Origin of the sequence: Nocardioides sp. NBC_00850 (assembly GCF_045207335.1) — a bacterium.
Classification (GTDB): domain Bacteria; phylum Actinomycetota; class Actinomycetes; order Propionibacteriales; family Nocardioidaceae; genus Nocardioides.
The window spans coordinates 2,282,737-2,297,966 of sequence record NZ_CP108845.1 but is presented as its reverse complement, the minus strand read 5'-3'; the positions used below and the strand labels follow the sequence as shown (position 1 = coordinate 2,297,966).

At 68.2% G+C, this 15,230-nt stretch carries 20 protein-coding genes; 9 read left to right on the top strand and 11 right to left on the bottom strand.

The genetic code is table 11. The features are described from left to right. Positions 1–27: 27 nt before the first annotated feature. Positions 28–714 carry a TetR/AcrR family transcriptional regulator gene (locus tag OH802_RS11300; RefSeq protein ID WP_406027900.1) on the top strand — a complete coding sequence of 229 codons (687 nt, stop codon included), beginning with the start codon at positions 28–30 and terminating at the stop codon, positions 712–714. Between the two features lie 12 nt (positions 715–726). After that, positions 727–903, top strand: a complete 177-nt coding sequence (locus tag OH802_RS11295; RefSeq protein ID WP_008362094.1) for a DUF6104 family protein — start codon at positions 727–729, stop codon at positions 901–903. Positions 904–1,003: 100 nt separating this feature from the next. Here the strand turns inward: OH802_RS11295 and OH802_RS11290 are convergent, their stop codons facing one another. From OH802_RS11290 to OH802_RS11280, 3 genes are read right to left on the bottom strand one after another with little or no spacing between them, the layout of a single operon-like run. Beyond that, a complete protein-coding gene (locus OH802_RS11290; RefSeq protein WP_350659651.1) occupies positions 1,004–1,207 on the bottom strand; it encodes a hypothetical protein in 204 nt (67 codons plus the stop codon). Positions 1,208–1,233: 26 nt separating this feature from the next. Continuing rightward, the gene (locus tag OH802_RS11285; RefSeq protein ID WP_406027897.1) at positions 1,234–2,358 is read right to left on the bottom strand and encodes a fatty acid desaturase family protein; all 1,125 of its coding nucleotides are present in this window, start codon (positions 2,356–2,358) and stop codon (positions 1,234–1,236) included. 24 nt (positions 2,359–2,382) lie between these two features. Continuing rightward, entirely contained in the window at positions 2,383–3,477 is a 1,095-nt protein-coding gene (locus OH802_RS11280; protein ID WP_406027895.1) for a flavin reductase family protein, read from the bottom strand. A gap of 146 nt (positions 3,478–3,623) precedes the next feature. Between OH802_RS11280 and OH802_RS11275 the strand changes: the two genes are divergently transcribed. Next, positions 3,624–4,259, top strand: a complete 636-nt coding sequence (locus OH802_RS11275; protein WP_355226311.1) for a TetR family transcriptional regulator — start codon at positions 3,624–3,626, stop codon at positions 4,257–4,259. A 41-nt stretch (positions 4,260–4,300) separates the two neighbouring features. On the opposite strand, the gene OH802_RS11270 is transcribed toward OH802_RS11275, so the two are convergent. The 4 genes from OH802_RS11270 to OH802_RS11255 form a co-directional block, all read right to left on the bottom strand. Further along, entirely contained in the window at positions 4,301–5,854 is a 1,554-nt protein-coding gene (locus OH802_RS11270; RefSeq protein WP_406027892.1) for an MDR family MFS transporter, read from the bottom strand. A gap of 199 nt (positions 5,855–6,053) precedes the next feature. Next, on the bottom strand, positions 6,054–7,022 hold the full coding sequence (locus tag OH802_RS11265; RefSeq protein WP_406027890.1) for a zinc-binding dehydrogenase: 969 nt from the start codon (positions 7,020–7,022) through the stop codon (positions 6,054–6,056). 121 nt (positions 7,023–7,143) lie between these two features. Next, the gene (locus tag OH802_RS11260; RefSeq protein WP_406027888.1) at positions 7,144–8,337 is read right to left on the bottom strand and encodes an NADP-dependent malic enzyme; all 1,194 of its coding nucleotides are present in this window, start codon (positions 8,335–8,337) and stop codon (positions 7,144–7,146) included. 188 nt (positions 8,338–8,525) lie between these two features. Next, positions 8,526–8,876: a S24 family peptidase gene (locus tag OH802_RS11255; RefSeq protein WP_406027886.1), complete on the bottom strand. Its 351-nt coding sequence runs from the start codon at positions 8,874–8,876 to the stop codon at positions 8,526–8,528. A gap of 54 nt (positions 8,877–8,930) precedes the next feature. Between OH802_RS11255 and sodN the strand changes: the two genes are divergently transcribed. The 3 genes from sodN to OH802_RS11240 all read left to right on the top strand — a co-directional run bounded on the left by sodN (position 8,931) and on the right by OH802_RS11240 (position 10,642). Continuing rightward, positions 8,931–9,332: a superoxide dismutase, Ni gene (gene sodN, locus OH802_RS11250; RefSeq protein WP_406027884.1), complete on the top strand. Its 402-nt coding sequence runs from the start codon at positions 8,931–8,933 to the stop codon at positions 9,330–9,332. A 130-nt stretch (positions 9,333–9,462) separates the two neighbouring features. Continuing rightward, a complete protein-coding gene (locus tag OH802_RS11245; protein WP_406027882.1) occupies positions 9,463–9,843 on the top strand; it encodes an anti-sigma factor in 381 nt (126 codons plus the stop codon). A 49-nt stretch (positions 9,844–9,892) separates the two neighbouring features. Next, the gene (locus tag OH802_RS11240) at positions 9,893–10,642 is read left to right on the top strand and encodes a SigB/SigF/SigG family RNA polymerase sigma factor (protein ID WP_406027880.1); all 750 of its coding nucleotides are present in this window, start codon (positions 9,893–9,895) and stop codon (positions 10,640–10,642) included. Positions 10,643–10,652: 10 nt separating this feature from the next. Here the strand turns inward: OH802_RS11240 and OH802_RS11235 are convergent, their stop codons facing one another. Beyond that, positions 10,653–11,024, bottom strand: a complete 372-nt coding sequence (locus OH802_RS11235; RefSeq protein ID WP_406027878.1) for a hypothetical protein — start codon at positions 11,022–11,024, stop codon at positions 10,653–10,655. A gap of 293 nt (positions 11,025–11,317) precedes the next feature. Between OH802_RS11235 and OH802_RS11230 the strand changes: the two genes are divergently transcribed. After that, complete coding sequence (locus OH802_RS11230) at positions 11,318–11,572, top strand: WhiB family transcriptional regulator (protein WP_008362075.1); 255 nt, start codon at positions 11,318–11,320, stop codon at positions 11,570–11,572. 36 nt (positions 11,573–11,608) lie between these two features. Here OH802_RS11230 and OH802_RS11225 read toward each other — a convergent pair whose 3' ends face one another. Further along, a complete protein-coding gene (locus OH802_RS11225; RefSeq protein WP_355230274.1) occupies positions 11,609–13,099 on the bottom strand; it encodes a histidine kinase N-terminal domain-containing protein in 1,491 nt (496 codons plus the stop codon). A gap of 83 nt (positions 13,100–13,182) precedes the next feature. Here OH802_RS11225 and OH802_RS11220 point away from each other — a divergent pair, with 83 nt between their 5' ends. Next, a complete protein-coding gene (locus tag OH802_RS11220; protein WP_160027663.1) occupies positions 13,183–14,022 on the top strand; it encodes a DUF2785 domain-containing protein in 840 nt (279 codons plus the stop codon). Positions 14,023–14,113: 91 nt separating this feature from the next. After that, positions 14,114–14,188 (top strand): 50S ribosomal protein bL37, encoded by a 75-nt coding sequence (locus OH802_RS11215; protein ID WP_369797015.1) that lies wholly within the window; start codon positions 14,114–14,116, stop codon positions 14,186–14,188. Between the two features lie 86 nt (positions 14,189–14,274). Here the strand turns inward: OH802_RS11215 and rsrA are convergent, their stop codons facing one another. Next, a complete protein-coding gene (gene rsrA, locus OH802_RS11210) occupies positions 14,275–14,538 on the bottom strand; it encodes a mycothiol system anti-sigma-R factor (protein WP_355019184.1) in 264 nt (87 codons plus the stop codon). Then, on the bottom strand, positions 14,535–15,188 hold the full coding sequence (locus OH802_RS11205) for a sigma-70 family RNA polymerase sigma factor (RefSeq protein ID WP_378841023.1): 654 nt from the start codon (positions 15,186–15,188) through the stop codon (positions 14,535–14,537). Before OH802_RS11205 ends, rsrA begins: the two co-directional genes overlap by 4 nt. Positions 15,189–15,230 lie beyond the last annotated feature (42 nt).

Below are 15,230 nucleotides of genomic sequence, written 5' to 3'. Positions count from 1 at the left end.
ATGTGGGCAGGTGTCAACATGAATTCCGTGAAACCCTCAGAGAGCTCGGACGAGGGCGCCCGGCCCTACCACCACGGCGACCTGCGGAACGCGCTGGTCGATGCGGCCGCGACGCTTGCCGAGGAGTGCGGCCCCGACGCGGTGACCATCCGGGCCGCGGCCCGCGCGGTCGGCGTGACCCCGACCGCGACCTACCGCCACTTCGCCAACCAGGCCGACCTGCTCGTCGCCGCCAAGCACGAGGCCATGGACCGACTGGCCGCGACGATCTTCGACCTCCTGGCCGCCGAGAAGCCGGCTCCGCATCCCGCCGAGGCCGCGGTACAGCGCCTCGCGGCGGCCGGGCGCGGCTACATCCGCTTCGCGCTCGCTCAGCCCGGCCTGTTCCGCACCGCCTTCCTCCGCCCGCACGACGGAGACCCACACCCGCCCGGGGAGATGTCCGCGATCCTCGCCGAAGCACCGCCCTACGCCTTCCTCACCACGGCCCTCGACGACCTCGTCGCGGCCGGCTGGCTGGCTCCGGAACTGCGCCCCGACGCCGAGACGGCTGCCTGGTCCGCCGTCCACGGCCTCGCGGTCCTGCTCATCGACGGGCCCTACCGCACCTGCCCCGACTCCGAGCGTGATCGGCTCATCAACGCCACCCTCGGCATGGTCGTACGCGGCCTCTCCGGAGGCCCGGCCTCCGACGCACCACTGAACGCAGAATGAAAGACTGACGCCATGTACTTCACCGACCGCGGCATCGAGGAGCTCGTCACCCGTCGGGGCGACGAGGAGGTCACCCTCGCCTGGCTGGCCGAGCAGCTCCAGGCCTTCGTCGACGTACACCCCGAGCACGAGACCGCCATCGAGCGCCTCGCCACGTGGCTGGCCCGCCTCGACGACCCCGAGGACTGACCCCCGCCGAGTCCGCAGTTGTGGCGGACGAGAAATCAGTTGTGGGCGACGAAACGATGGTTTCGTCGCCCACAACTGCGGATTCGGCCGGCAGAACTACCTATTCGGCGAGGTCTTTCTCGGCACGCTTGGCGGCGGCACGGAGCTCGAAGAGCTCGGTGGCGAGGCCACCGATGGCACCGGCCACGTCGCGTACGGCGCCGGTGATGATCATGGTGACCTGGCCGACGGTGGTCGCGGTGACCTCGACGGCGCTCTGCGCGACATCCTTGCGGATCTCGTTCTTGCTCAGCTCGGGCTCCATGACAACCCATTGTGGCTGGTCAGGCGTCATGCCGCGACCCCCTCCAGGGCGGGAACGCTCTCGACCGCGGCAGAAGTCGGCTTCTTACGGTCGGGGAGGGCGTACTTGCAGATCTTCTTGAAGACGCCCCAGAGCTGCTGGTGCAGCGGGCCGGTGTTGTAGGCGAGGCCGTAGCGCTCGCAGATCTCACGGACCTCCTCGGCGATCTCCGGGTAGCGGCGCGCCGGGAGGTCGGGGAAGAGGTGGTGCTCGATCTGGTGGGACAGGTTGCCGGACATGATGTGGAACGTGCGGCTACCGGTGATGTTGGCCGAGCCGAGGAGCTGGCGGTAGTACCAGTGACCCTGGGTCTCGTCCTCGCACTCCTCCTGCGAGAAGGAGGCGACGCCGGCCGGGAAGTGGCCGCAGAAGATGATGTTGAACGTCCACAGGTTGCGGATGATGTTGGCGGTGAAGTTCCCCGCGAAGGTCAGCGGCGCGAGCGGACCGGTGAGCAGCGGGAAGAGGACGTAGTCCTTGAGCGTCTGCTTCTTCACCTTGCGCCAGATCCGGGCGCCGATCTCCTTGTTCTCGGCCCAGGTCCGGCGACCGGCGACGAGCTCGTCGACCTCGAGGTCGTGCAGCGCCACGCCCCACTCGAAGAACGTCATCAGCAGGAACGCGTAGAGCGGATTGCCGAGGTAGTACGGGTGCCACTTCTGGTCCTCGTCCATCCGGAGGATGCCGTAGCCCACGTCGCGGTCCTTGCCCAGGATGTTCGTGAACGTGTGGTGCATGTAGTTGTGGCCGTACTTCCAGTTGTCGGCCGGCGCCATCGTGTCCCAGTCGAACATGCGCGAGTTGAGGTCAGGGTCGCCCATCCAGTCGTACTGGCCGTGCATGACGTTGTGCCCGATCTCCATGTTGTCGAGGATCTTGGAGATCGACAGACAGGCGACGGCCGGGACCCAGCCGATCACGGGCAGGTAGAAGAGCGCGCGGCCGGCGAGCTCGAAGGCGCGCTGCTTCTTGACGATGTCGTAGATGTACGCCGAGTCCTTCTCGCCCAGGTCGGCGACGATCCGCTGGCGGATGGCTTCCATCTCGGCGCCGAACGCTTCCAGCTCCGCGGGGCTCAGGCGGCGGTTACCGGTCTTCTCAACAGTGGTCATGGGGGTGTCTCCTTGAAGGAATCGTCAGAGGTCCACGGAGCAGTCGCCCTCGGGCGTGCTCACGCAGATCCGGATCTGTTCGTCGGGGAGCTCGGAGGTCTCGCCGGTCAGGACGTTGCGGACGCGTCCGGAGCTCTTGTTGGTCGTGCAGGAGAAGCAGATCCCCATCCGGCAGCCGGACTCGGGGGTCAGCCCCGCGGCCTCGGCCTGGTCGAGGATCGTGGCGCCGTCGTTGGCGACGGTCTTTCCGGTGCGCGCGAACTCCATCTCGCCGCCGGCCACGCCGGCGTTCTTGGGCGGCTTGAAGTACTCGACCCGGAGCGACTCGGTCCCGTCGTACGCAGCCTGAGCCGCCTCGATGAGCGACGCCGGCCCGCAGGCCCAGGCCGGCACCTCGCGGTAGCCCGGGACGAGCTTCTCCAGCAGCGCCGGGGAGAGGTAGGGCGCCCCGTCGGCGGTGTGGAGGATGTGCAGGTCGACGCCGTGGCCCTGGTGACGGATCTCCTCGAGCTCGTCGGCGAAGATCTGGCGGTCGGCGCTGGGCGCCCAGTGCAGGAAGGTGACCTTGCCCCGGTGCGTACGCCGCTGCAGGGAGCGCAGCATTGACATCACCGGAGTGATGCCGGAGCCCCCGGAGATGAGGAGGATGTGCTCGGGCACGCGGTCGGGGAGGACGAAGTCGCCCTCGGCCTGGGACAGGTGGACCAGGGTGCCGACGGTGGCCCGCTCAGTCAGGTACTTGGAGATGCTGTAGGGAGTCGCGTGCTCGTCGTCGTGGGCACGCACCGTGATGGTGAGCGGCTCACCCGGCTTCCCCTCGGTGTTGGAGACGGTGAAGACGCGGGTGGTGCGCCGACCCTCCCCCGTCTCGATGCCGACACTGACGTGCTGGCCGGCGCGGTGGCCGCGCCAGGTGGAGGTGGGCTGGAGCGTCACGGTCGCCACCCGGGGCGCGCCAGGCGCGCTCACCTCCGGGTGGATGTCGGTGATGCGGGCGCGCACCTCGTGCGCGGCCAGCATCGGGTTGATCTGGGTCAGGTAGCGGTCGATGCCGTGCGGTGAGGCGAGCGCCGCAACCGTGCGGGAGCGGAGGATCCGGCCGCCGAGGTCGAGTGCCATGTGTTTCGCCTTTCAGTGAACATCTGTACACCGACAACCATGGCGGGTCATCCCAGCACGCGTCAAGACACCGGGCGCGTGGCCCAGGTCACGGTGTACAGGTGTGCACCTGACGGTCCCCCGGCCGCTGCCCCTAGGATGGTCTGGTGATCGATACGGGTGCGGAGCCGGAGAGCCGTGCGGAGCGCAAGCTCCGGACCCGGCGAGCGATCCTGGACGCGACGCTGGAGCTGTGCACCGACAGCTCGCTGACGGCTCTCTCGCTACGCCAGGTCGCCAAGCAGGTCGGCATCGTGCCGACCGCGTTCTACCGCCACTTCGACTCCATCGAGTCGCTCGGGCTAGCGCTGGTCGAGGAGTCCTTCGACTCGCTGCGCGACCTCTTCCGAGACGTACGCCGCAACGCCCGGGCCGACCAGGACATCGTCGACGGCTCGATCGACGCCCTCGTCGACCACGTTCACCGGCGCCGCGACCACTTCGGCTTCATCGCCCGCGAGCGTGTCGCCGGGCCGCGTTCGGTGCGCGATGCCATTCGACGCGAGATCGAGCTCTGCGAGCGCGAGCTCGCCACCGATCTGGCGCTGATGACCGGCACCGACACCTGGACGGCCAAGGACCTGCACGTGCTCTCGTCGCTGTTCGTGACCGTCCTGGTCGCTACCGCCGAGCAGATCCTCTCCACCACCCGCCCTGAGCAGGAGGAGCAGATCGTCGCCACCGTGCGCACCCAGCTGAGGATGCTGCTGATCGGTGTCTATCAGTGGCGCTCGGAGTCGTAGGAATACCCGGTTAACCGGGTATTCCTACAGAGGAATACGACTCAGCAGCCGCACACAGCAGGCTCGCGCCCGTGCTCGCACAGCTCGGCGAGCTCGGCATCGATGTCGCCGTCCGGCTCCCCGGCAGAGTCCTCAGCAGACTCCCCAGCAGGCTCCTCGGAAGGCTCGCCGTACCCCTCGGCCCGAGCCGGCAGCAGGACGGCCATCACGACCACGATCAGAGCCAGCGCGGCGCTGACCATAAACGCGGCCTGCAGGCCGCTCACCTGGGCCGCGACGGCACCGACCTCGTCGATGACCTGGTCGCTGCGTACGGACATCACGGTGACCGCCAGGGCGGTGCCGAAGGCGGCCGCGACCTGCTGGAGCGTGCCCAGGATCGAGGAGCCGTGGGAGTAGAGGTGCGACGGCAGCGATCCGAGACCCAGCGTGAAGACCGGGGTGAAGGCAGCCGCCAGGCTGACCATCAGGACCAGGTGGAGCACCAGCACGAGCAGGTAGGGCGTGGTCAGCGAGATCTGGGAGAGCCCGGCGAGAGCGACCACGATGCCGACGGAGCCCGGGATGACGAGCACCCGGCCACCGTACGTGTCGAAGATCCGCCCCACGGTCGGCCCGAGCAGACCCATGGCCAAGCCACCGGGCATGACCAGCAGACCGGTCATCAGCGGGGACAGGCCGCGCACGGTCTGCAGGTAGAGCGGCAGCAGGATCATCGAGCCCATCATCGCCAGGAACGCGATCGCCATCAGGACCAGCGACTTGGTGAAGGTGGGGTGCAGGAACGCGCGCAGATCGAGCAGCGGCGATCCGACTCGCTGCAGCCGGAGCTGACGGAGCACGAACGCGAGGATCAGCAGGGCACCGAAGGCCGCGATGATGATCGGACGCCCGACCTCACCCTCGGCGAACCGGCTCAGCCCGTAGACGAGCGAGCCGAACCCGAGCGCGGCGATGACCACGGAGGCCCAGTCAACGCTCGACTCCGCGGGCTCGTTGACGTTCTCCAGCCGGCGCAGGCCGGACCAGGCGACGCCGATGGCGATCGGCAGGACCAGCAGGAAGAGCAGGCGCCACGACCCGAAGCCGAGGATCAGCCCGGAGATCGTCGGGCCCAGTGCGGGCGCGACCGAGATCGCCATGGTGACGTTGCCCATCACCCGGCCCCGGTCGTTCTCGTCGACCACCGTCATCAGCGTGGTCATCAGCAGCGGCATCATCACCGCGGTGCCGGCGGCCTGGATGACCCGGCCGGCGAGCAGGACCCCGAAGACCGGCGCGATCGCCGAGATCAGGGTGCCGGCGATGAAGACGGCCATGGCCGTCGCGTACGCCGTCCTGGTCGTCACCCGCTGCAGGAACCAGCCGGTCACCGGGATCACCGACGCCATGGTCAGCATGAACGCGGTCGAGACCCACTGAGCGGCATGCTCGGTGACCCCGAAGCTGTCCATCAGGTTCGGGATCGCGTTGAGCATGATCGTCTCGTTGAGGATCACCACGAAGGTGGCCAGCACGAGCAGGGTGATGACGGCAGGCGTACGCCGCTTCTCACCGTCTTGTGGACGATGCGCTGTTGTGACGGCAGCAGTCATGACGTGTTCCTCGGGTCGTACGCAGGGGCCCGGTGCCGCCCGCTCTATACATAGATCGAACGGGCGGGGCCGATTTCGACATCACGCCACGAGAAACTTTTCGAGCCCCCCGGCAGTGACACTCAATGGTCCCTTGTTGAACCGGGGAGAGTCGAACGATATTCCGTACGTCACACGGCCGGCGTCACAGGGTGCTGCGTCAAAGAGTGAAGGCGACCTTCCCGAAGAGATCGCCGGCGTGCATCGCCTCGAAACCGGCCTTGGCCTCGGTCAGCGGCATGGTGCGGTCGATCAGCGGGCGGGTGCCGGTGGCCTCGAGCAGCGAGACCAGGCTGGCCAGCTCGTTGCGGGTGCCCATCGTCGAGCCGATCACCTTCAGCTGCAGGAAGAAGATGTTGGTCAGCAGCGCGTCATCGAGGTTCGCCCCCGACGTGGTGCCGCTGATGATGATCGCCCCGCCCGGACGCAGCGAGCGCACCGAGTGCTTCCAGGTCGCGCGCCCGACGGTCTCGATCACCGCGTCGACCTTGACCGGCAGCCTCTCCCCCGACGGCAGGGCCTCGTGGGCACCGAGCTCGAGGGCACGCTTCTGCTTCGCCTCGTCACGCGAGGTCGCGTAGACCTTGAGACCGGCCGCCCGCGCGAGCGTGATCGCCGCGGTCGCCACTCCCCCGCCGGCGCCCTGCACCAGCACCGAGTCGCCGGCCTTGAGCCCGCCCTGGGTGAACAGCATCCGGTAGGCGGTCAGCCATGCCGTGGGCAGGCAGGCGGCCTCCTCGAACGACATCCCGGCGGGCTTCGCCACGACGTTGCGTCGCGGAACTATGACCTTCTCGGCGAAGGTGCCCTGGTGACGCTCGGAGAGCAGCGACCGCTTCGGGTCGAGGGTCTCGTCGCCGGTCCAGTCGGGCGAGGAGATCACCGAGTGCACCACGACCTCGTTGCCCTCCTCGTCGAGGCCGGCCGCGTCGCAGCCCAGGATCATCGGCAGCGCCTCGGCCTTGAGCCCGACCCCCTGCAGCGACCACAGGTCGTGGTGGTTGAGCGAGGCCGCCTTGACGGTGACCGTCGTCCACCCGTCCGGAGCGACAGGGTCGGGCCGCTCCCCCAGCACGAGGCCGGAGATCGGATCGTCGGATGAGAACTTCTCGGCGTACGCAGCGAACATGCGCCCGACACTACCGACCTGAGCGGTTCCTCGATCAAGGTGTGCAGATCGCGGGACACATCCCCAGCGGAGCTCCGCCGGGGATGTGTGCCTTCGCCTGCATCCCTTGACGAAGGAACGCTCAGGCGCGAGCGACGCCGTCGATCCGAGCGGCCTCGGCGACCGCAGCGGAGACAGCGGGGCCGACGCGGGGATCGAACGGCTCGGGGATGATCCTGTCCGCGGAGAGCTCGTCACTGACCAGAGCGGCCAGCGCCTGCGCGGCGGCGAGCTTCATCCCCTCGGTGATCGAGGAGGCGTGCACGTCGATCGCACCCCGGAAGATGCCGGGGAAGGCGAGGACGTTGTTGATCTGGTTGGGGAAGTCCGAGCGCCCGGTGGCGACGATGCTGGCGTACTTGTGCGCCACGTCGGGGTGGATCTCCGGGTTCGGGTTGGCCATCGCGAAGACGATGCCCTGCGGGGCCATGGTCGCGACGAGCTCCTCGGGGACGGTGCCGCCGGAGACGCCGACGTAGACGTCGGCGCCGGCCAGCGCGTCGGCCAGCGAGCCCGAACGGCCGGTGACGTCCGCGGTCACCTCGGCGATCGCCTTCTTCGACTCGGTCAGGTCCGAGCGGGTGGAGGAGATGACGCCCTTGCGGTCGAGCAGGGCGAGGTCCTTGATGCCGAACTCGAGCAGGATCTTGGCGACCGCGACGCCGGCGGCGCCGGCACCCGAGATGACCACGCGGGTCGACTCCGGGTTGCGGCCGGTCAGCTTCAGCGCGTTCATCAGCGCGGCCAGCGTGACCACGGCAGTGCCGTGCTGGTCGTCGTGGAAGACCGGGATGTCGAGCGCCTCCTTGAGGCGGTCCTCGATCTCGAAGCAGCGCGGCGCGGAGATGTCCTCGAGGTTGATCCCGCCGAAGCTCGGCGCCATCCGGATGACGGTCTCGACGATCTCGTCCACGTCGGTGGTGTCCAGGCAGATCGGGATCGAGTCGACGCCGCCGAACTCCTTGAACAGGACCGCCTTGCCCTCCATCACCGGCATCGCGGCGGCCGGGCCGATGTCACCGAGACCGAGCACCGCGGTGCCGTCGGTGACGACCGCGACGGTGTTGGGCACCCAGGTGTAGGTGTGGGCCAGCTCCGGGTTCTCGGCGATCGCGGTGCAGACCCGCGCGACACCGGGGGTGTAGGCCATCGACAGCGATGCCTTGTCGGAGACCGATGCGGTCGCCGCGATCGCCATCTTGCCGCCGCGGTGAAGCTCGAACACCGGGTCGCCGTCATAGGCGGTGGTCTCGGTGGACAGGGTGGACTCGGTCATTGGGGGCCTCCAGAAAACTACGGACTCGGACGTCGGGCGGTCGAACGCGAGCCGAGGGGTGGAGCCGCGCAAGGCGCCATCTACAGGGATGTGTTGCCCGGATGGCAGTTTCCCACAGGCTACCGGAGGAAGCGGTTGATGTTTCCTACAGGTGACGAAGCCCTCATCTGGAGCCCTCATCCAGAGACTCACCCCAGGATGCGTGGGCGTGGCCAGAGTCGGGCCACGACGACGCCGATCACGTCGGCGTCCGCGACAGGCCCCCGGTGACGGGAGTCGATCACCCCGGGAGCGGCCGGGTTGTCCGAGAGCAACCACCACCCGGGGCGCTCGGAGACGGTCGTACGCCGCTCCACCGCCCGCTTCACCACGACCGCCCCGTCGGCGAGCCGAGCGACGACCACGCACCCGGGCTCCGGCGTACGTCCGTAGGAGACCCACAACCGGTCTCCCGCCCGCAGCGTCGGCTCCATCGAGACCCCTACGACCTTCGCCATCCCCCAGCTGTGTCGGGGTGCCCTGGCCGCGATGTCTTCCATGCGGAGTAGTGTCGCAATCCGTAGGACACATGAACACTCTTTGAGAGGACCCGCATGTTCGCGCGACTTTTCGCTCCCACCATCGAGGTCTCGGCCCACTGCGACCTGCCCTGCGGCGTCTACGACCCCGCCCAGGCCCGCATCGAGGCCGAGTCCGTCAAGGCCGTCATCGCCAAGGCCCTGGACAGCGACGACCCCGACTTCCGCACCCGCGCGGTGCTCATCAAGGAGCAGCGCTCCAACCTGGTCAAGGAGCACCTGTGGGTGCTGTGGACCGACTACTTCAAGCCCCCGCACTTCGAGGCCTACCCCCAGCTCCACACCCTCGTCAACGAGGCCACCAAGCTGGCCGGCGCCTCCGGCACCAAGGGCACCCTCGACCTCGAGGTCGCCGACAAGCTCCTCGCCAAGATCGACGAGATCGCCGAGATCTTCTGGGCGACCAAGAAGGCCTGAGCTCTCTCGAGATCAGCCCATACGCCACAGCCGCTCCGATCCCGGAGCGGCTGTGGTGCGTTAACGGCGCGGCGAGAGCGGTCTCGTTGCATAATCGTCGGGACTCCCACAGAAGGACTGACAAACCCAGATGCCCCAGGTCGAGCTGCGCCTTCCCGCAGAAGGCGCTTACGTCTCCGTGCTGCGTACGACCACCGCCGCGCTCGCCGCGCGCCTCGACTTCACCCTCGAGGACATCGAGGACCTGCGGATGGCGGTCAGCGAGGCGGCGGCGATCTGCCTGGAGTGCGCCGCGGAGGCCGCTGACCTGGACGTCGTCTTCGACCTCGGTCAGGACACCATCGGGGTCACCGTGACCACGACCTGCGACGCCGAGGCGGAGATCGACGAGGAGAGCTTCGCCTGGCAGGTGCTCACCACGCTGGCCAGGGAGGTCACCGCCACCCCCGACGGTGATCAGCTCCGGATTTCCCTGGTCGCGGGAGCGACCCCGCTTGGAGCCGCGCGCTGACATGGCGCAGGAGACGATTCGGTCGTCGAGGTCCAGGAGCACCAGCGAGGTGGATGACGCCCGCGCACGCTCCCGCGAGCTCTTCAGAGCCCTAGCCGGGCCGGACCTGCCCGACGCGGAACGGAACGCCGCTCGCGACGAGCTGGTCCACCTCAACATGGCGCTGGTCGAATACTGCGCCTCCCAGTTCTACGGCCGCGGCGAGCCGCACGAGGACCTCGTCCAGGTCGGCGTCGTGGGCCTCCTCAACGCCGTGGACCGCTACGACCTCTCCCGTGACGTGGAGTTCTCGACGTACGCGGTGCCCACGATCCTCGGCGAGATCAAGCGCTACTTCCGTGACAGCCGGTGGGCCGTCAGCGTGCCGCGCCGCCTTCGCGACCTGCAGCAGAACCTCCGCGACGCCACCGCGGAGCTCTCCCAGGAGCTCGGCCGCTCCCCCACGGCCCGCGACCTCGCCACCCGGCTCGGGGTCAGCCTCGAGACCGTCATCGAGGGCCTGGAGTCCAGCAATGCGTACGCAGCGCTGTCCCTCGACTCCGAGAGCGACGAGACCGCGCCGATGCTCGACTCGCTGACCGCCCACGACCTGCGCCTGGACGACGTCGAGGTGCGGGAGTCGATCAAGCCCGTGCTCGACAGCCTCTCCGCCCACGAGAAGCAGGTGCTGATGCTGAAGTTCTTCCGCAACAAGACCCAGACCGAGATCGCCGCCGAGCTCGGGGTCTCCCAGATGCAGGTCTCCCGGTTGCTCAACCGCTCGCTCCTCCAGCTCCGCAAGGCGCTGGAGGAGGACTAGGAGGACTGGTTCAGCGCTCCTCGAGCGCGGCGATGCTCGGCGGCGCGAAGATGCCGACGAGGGCGACGACCGCGAGCAGGGCCAGTCCGCCCGCGATCGCGAGGTCCTCACGCAGGTTCCAGGCCAGACCGAGCACGATCAGCTGGACGAGCACCAGCGGCGCGCGCGCCCACGACTCGAGCCGCCAGAACATGGCGGCACACCAGCCGATGCCGGCGGCGCAGAGCAGGAAGAACAGGCCGCCCGCGATCGCGGTCGTGAGCGAGGCGGCGTCGGGGATGCGTACGAACTCCAGCGCTCCCCACACCAGCATCGCCGCGGTCTCGACGCCTGCGGCGATCACGGTCAGCAGGAGGGTCCAGGGGCGATGCGGCGCGGTCACCTCAGCAGCCTAGAACCATCGCCAAGCGTCAGAAAATCCGCAGTAGCATACACCACGGGATTTGCGGGTAACTCACCGCGTTACCGAATTGTCTAGCCCCAGGAAGACTGAGTGTTACGGTCCGGTGACGAACCAGACACTGGTTAGGGGTTGTTTCGGCGTCCATTTCTTGGAACTCTAGAGACCAGCACGCACGTGAAGACATTCACACATCCCCGCCACGTGCCGACTCGCAGGGTCTCGAACCACCAGGGCCTTGCCCATCCTACGTCAGAAAGAGGGTCTACCCAGCCATGGATTGGCGCCACCGTTCGGCTTGTCTCGATGAAGACCCGGAACTGTTCTTCCCCATCGGAAACACCGGTCCGGCCATCCTCCAGATCGAGGAAGCCAAGCAGGTCTGCCGGCGTTGCGACGTCCGGGAGCAGTGTCTTCAGTGGGCTCTTGAGGCCGGTCAGGACCACGGCGTGTGGGGTGGACTGAGCGAGGACGAGCGTCGTGCGCTGAAGCGCCGCAACGCCCGCTCCCGTGTCCGCACCGCCGTCTGACCAAGCCCTAGAGGCCATCAACCCCTAGCGATCCACCTAGAGCTCCAACGGCAGCTCGACCGCAGCTCTCGCCCCATGGCCATCAGGCCGGGGCCCCAACGAGAGCCGGCCCCCGAGCTCGCCTTCGACGAGAGTCTTCACGATCGACAACCCCAAGTTTGTCGATGTGTCGAGACTGAACCCGTCGGGTAGTCCATGACCGTCATCCTCGATGGTCACCTGGAGATGCCCGGCGGGTTGCTGTCGTACGGACATCACGATCTTGCCGGTCTCGGGATCGCCCGGACCGTTGCCGCGGTAGCCGTGCTCGACTGCGTTCTGCAGCAGCTCGGTGACGACCATCGCCATCGGCGTGGCCACCTCCGAGGGCAGCGACCCGAACGAGCCCTCCCGGCGCACGCGCACGGCGACGCCGACCGAGGAGACCTCTCCGACCATGGAGGCGAGCCGGTCGGCGATCTCGTCGAACTCGACGGTCTCCTCGACGGCCTGCTGCGAGAGGATCTCGTGGACCAGTGCAATGGATCCGACACGCCGTACGGCCTCGTTCAGCGCATCTTGTGCGACACCGGAGTCGACCCGGCGCGACTGCATCCGGAGCAGCGCGGCCACCGTTTGTAGGTTGTTCTTCACTCGATGGTGGATCTCGCGGATCGTCGCGTCCTTGGTGACGAGCTCACGATCGCGCCGACGCAGGTCCGTGACGTCGCGCAGCAGCACCAGCGCACCGATCGCCTCGCCACGTGGCCGCAGCGGGATCGAGCGCATGATGATCGCCATCACCCCGGTGTCGATCTCGGTGTCGCGGTGCGCCCGGCCGCCGAGGACAGCGCTCAGCGTCTCCTCGTCGGGGCGCTTGCGCGGCGGCACCAGGGCGCGGGTCATCCCGGCCAGGGACTGGCCGGCGAGGTCGCCGGAGAGCCCGAGCCGGCGGAAGACCGAGAGCGCGTTCGGGCTGGCGTAGTCGACGACCCCGTCGGCGTCCACCCGCACGAACCCGTCCCCGACCCGAGGGGTGTCGGTGTGGTCGCTGCGCTGGCCGACTGCCGGGAAGTAGCCGTTGGCGACCATCTGGGTCAGGTCATTGGCGGTCTGCAGGTAGGACAGCTCGAGCTTGGAGGGCGTACGCACGCCGAGCAGGTTGGTGTTGCGGCTCAGCACCGCGATGATGCGGCCCGCGCGGCGTACGGGAATGGTCTCGACCCGCACCGGGAGGTCGTCGCGCCACTCCGGGTCGCCCTCACGCACGAGTCTGCCGGCGTCGACGGCGTCGTCGAGGGTGGCGTGGCGCCCCTTCGGCACGAACATGCCGACGATGTCGTCCACGTAGGCCGTGGGGCCGGTCGTGGGACGCATCTGACCGGCCGCCCAGAAGCCGTTCCCGGACTTGTCAGGCAGCCACAGCACCAGGTCGGCGAAGGAGAGATCGGCCAGGATCTGCCAGTCGGCCATGAGCAACTGAAGCCACTCGACGTCATCGCTGTCGAGTTCGGTGTGGCTCTGCGCGAGCTCACTCAGGGTGGGCACGCGGACAGCGTAGATGTAGACCTTGGTAGGGCATTGCGCGGGTCGGTGGTCGGCGCGTGGCCGGGTTTGGCAGGATGTTCCCCATGTCGGAGGCGTACTGGCGGGAGGTTCACTCAACCGGTCTCGCCGTACCCACCGACCGGCCGCTGGGTGACCTCACCATCGAGCTCACCCGGATGCTCGGCGACCCGGATCCAGACGTACGCAGCGGGCTGGCCGTGCCGGCCCTGTCGACGTGGATCCAGCGCGGTGTCTACGACGACCTGCTCGGGGGTCTGGGCGACGGCATGGCGGCCGGCCTCGTGGTCGGTCTCGGCGACTCCGGCAACAACGGCGTCTTCCGCCGGGCGTCCTCGGTCGAGGCTCTGGCCCAGTGCATCGCCCGCGACAACGCCCGCTCGCTGGTGCGCGCGGAGAAGGTGCTGGAGTGGGGCGACCGGATCGCCACCTGGCTGCTGCGCGAGCGCGACCTGCGTGCCTTCGTTCCCGAGCGTGGCTGGGCGCACGCGGTCGCCCGCGGTGCCGACGCGCTCGGCACCCTGGCCGCTTCCGAGCACCTCGGCAAGCCCGAGCTGACGGTGATCCTCGACGTGGTCGCCGACCGGGTGCTCGCCCGCGGGGACACCATCTACGCTCACGGTGAGCCCGACAGGCTGGCGGCGGCCACGATGTCCGTGCTGCGCCGCAACCTGGTCCCGCTCAACATCATGGAGCCGTGGATCAACCGGATCGTCACCGTCGCCACCGCCACCCCGGAGACGCCCGACCGCGACCCGTTCCTGCTCACCGGCAACGCCGAGGCGTTCCTGCGGGCCCTCTACATCCAGCTCGCGCTCAGCAACGACATCCCGCAGATCCGCGGCGACCTGCTGCTGGTCGTCGTCGCCGCGCTGAAGAAGTCGAACGCCACCTACCTGACCTGACGGCCGGTCGAGATTCGCCCTCCCGCACCTGGGTTTGAGAGACTGTCCCGAGGCCCCTCGGGGTCTACGTACCCCAATGGAGGAGATCAACATGGGCAAGACTGGCCGCAAGCGCCGCGCGCGCCGCAAGAAGGGCGCGAACCACGGCAAGCGCCCCAACGCCTGACCGCTGTCCCTCTTCAAGGGTCAGAGCTGTCAAGACGTAAGAGCCCCAGCCAATCGGCTGGGGCTCTCGTCGCGTCTGGGGCCGGTTCAGGACCTGGTGCGGAGCTCCTGGATCTGAACCATGATCTTCGCGCGCAGATCACCCGGGGCGACCTCGGTGCACGAGCGTGCCACGACCGCCTTGACGATGCGCTGCTGGTCGTACGTCTCCAGGCAGGGGTTGCAGCTCTGCAGGTGGAGCTTGACCTGGTCGGCATCCGCCGCGGTGAGCTCGTTGTCGATCAGGAAGACGATCTGCTCGAGGAAGTCCGCGCAGTCGGTCGGTGACGCGTCATGTTTGTGGGCACTCATGACGCACCTCCACGAGCGCCGGTGAGGTCGTTGGTGCGGACGTAGTCCGAGAGAAGATCGCGCAGCTGGCGCCGGCCGCGGTGAAGCCGCGACATCACGGTGCCGATCGGGGTTTCCATGATCTCGGCGATCTCCTTGTAGGCGAATCCCTCGACGTCGGCGAGGTAGACAGCGAGCCGGAACTCCTCCGGGAGGCGCTGCAGCGCGTCCTTCACCTGAGAGTCGGGCAGGTGCTCGAGCGCCTCCATCTCCGCCGACTTCAGACCGGTCGAGCTGTGCGACTCGGCCCGCGCCAGCTGCCAGTCCTCGACGTCCTCGGACATCGACTGCTGCGGCTGGCGCTGCTTCTTGCGGTAGGTGTTGATGAAGGTGTTCGTGAGGATGCGGTAGAGCCAGGCCTTCAGGTTGGTGCCGGGCTTGAACTGGTGGAAGGAGGAGTACGCCTTTGCGAACGTCTCCTGCACCAGGTCTTCCGCATCGGACGGGTTGCGGGTCATCCGCATCGCCGCCGAGTAGAGCTGGTCGAGGAAGGGCAGCGCGTCCCGCTCGAAGCGCAGCGCGCGCTCCTCGGGTGTCTCGGTGGCCAGGTCGACGACCTCATCCGTCTCAATGTTGTCGCTCATCACGTCCCAGGGTACGCGCGCGACCATCGGGGCGCTCATCGGCGACGTATTCTCCACCGGGCGTTCGAG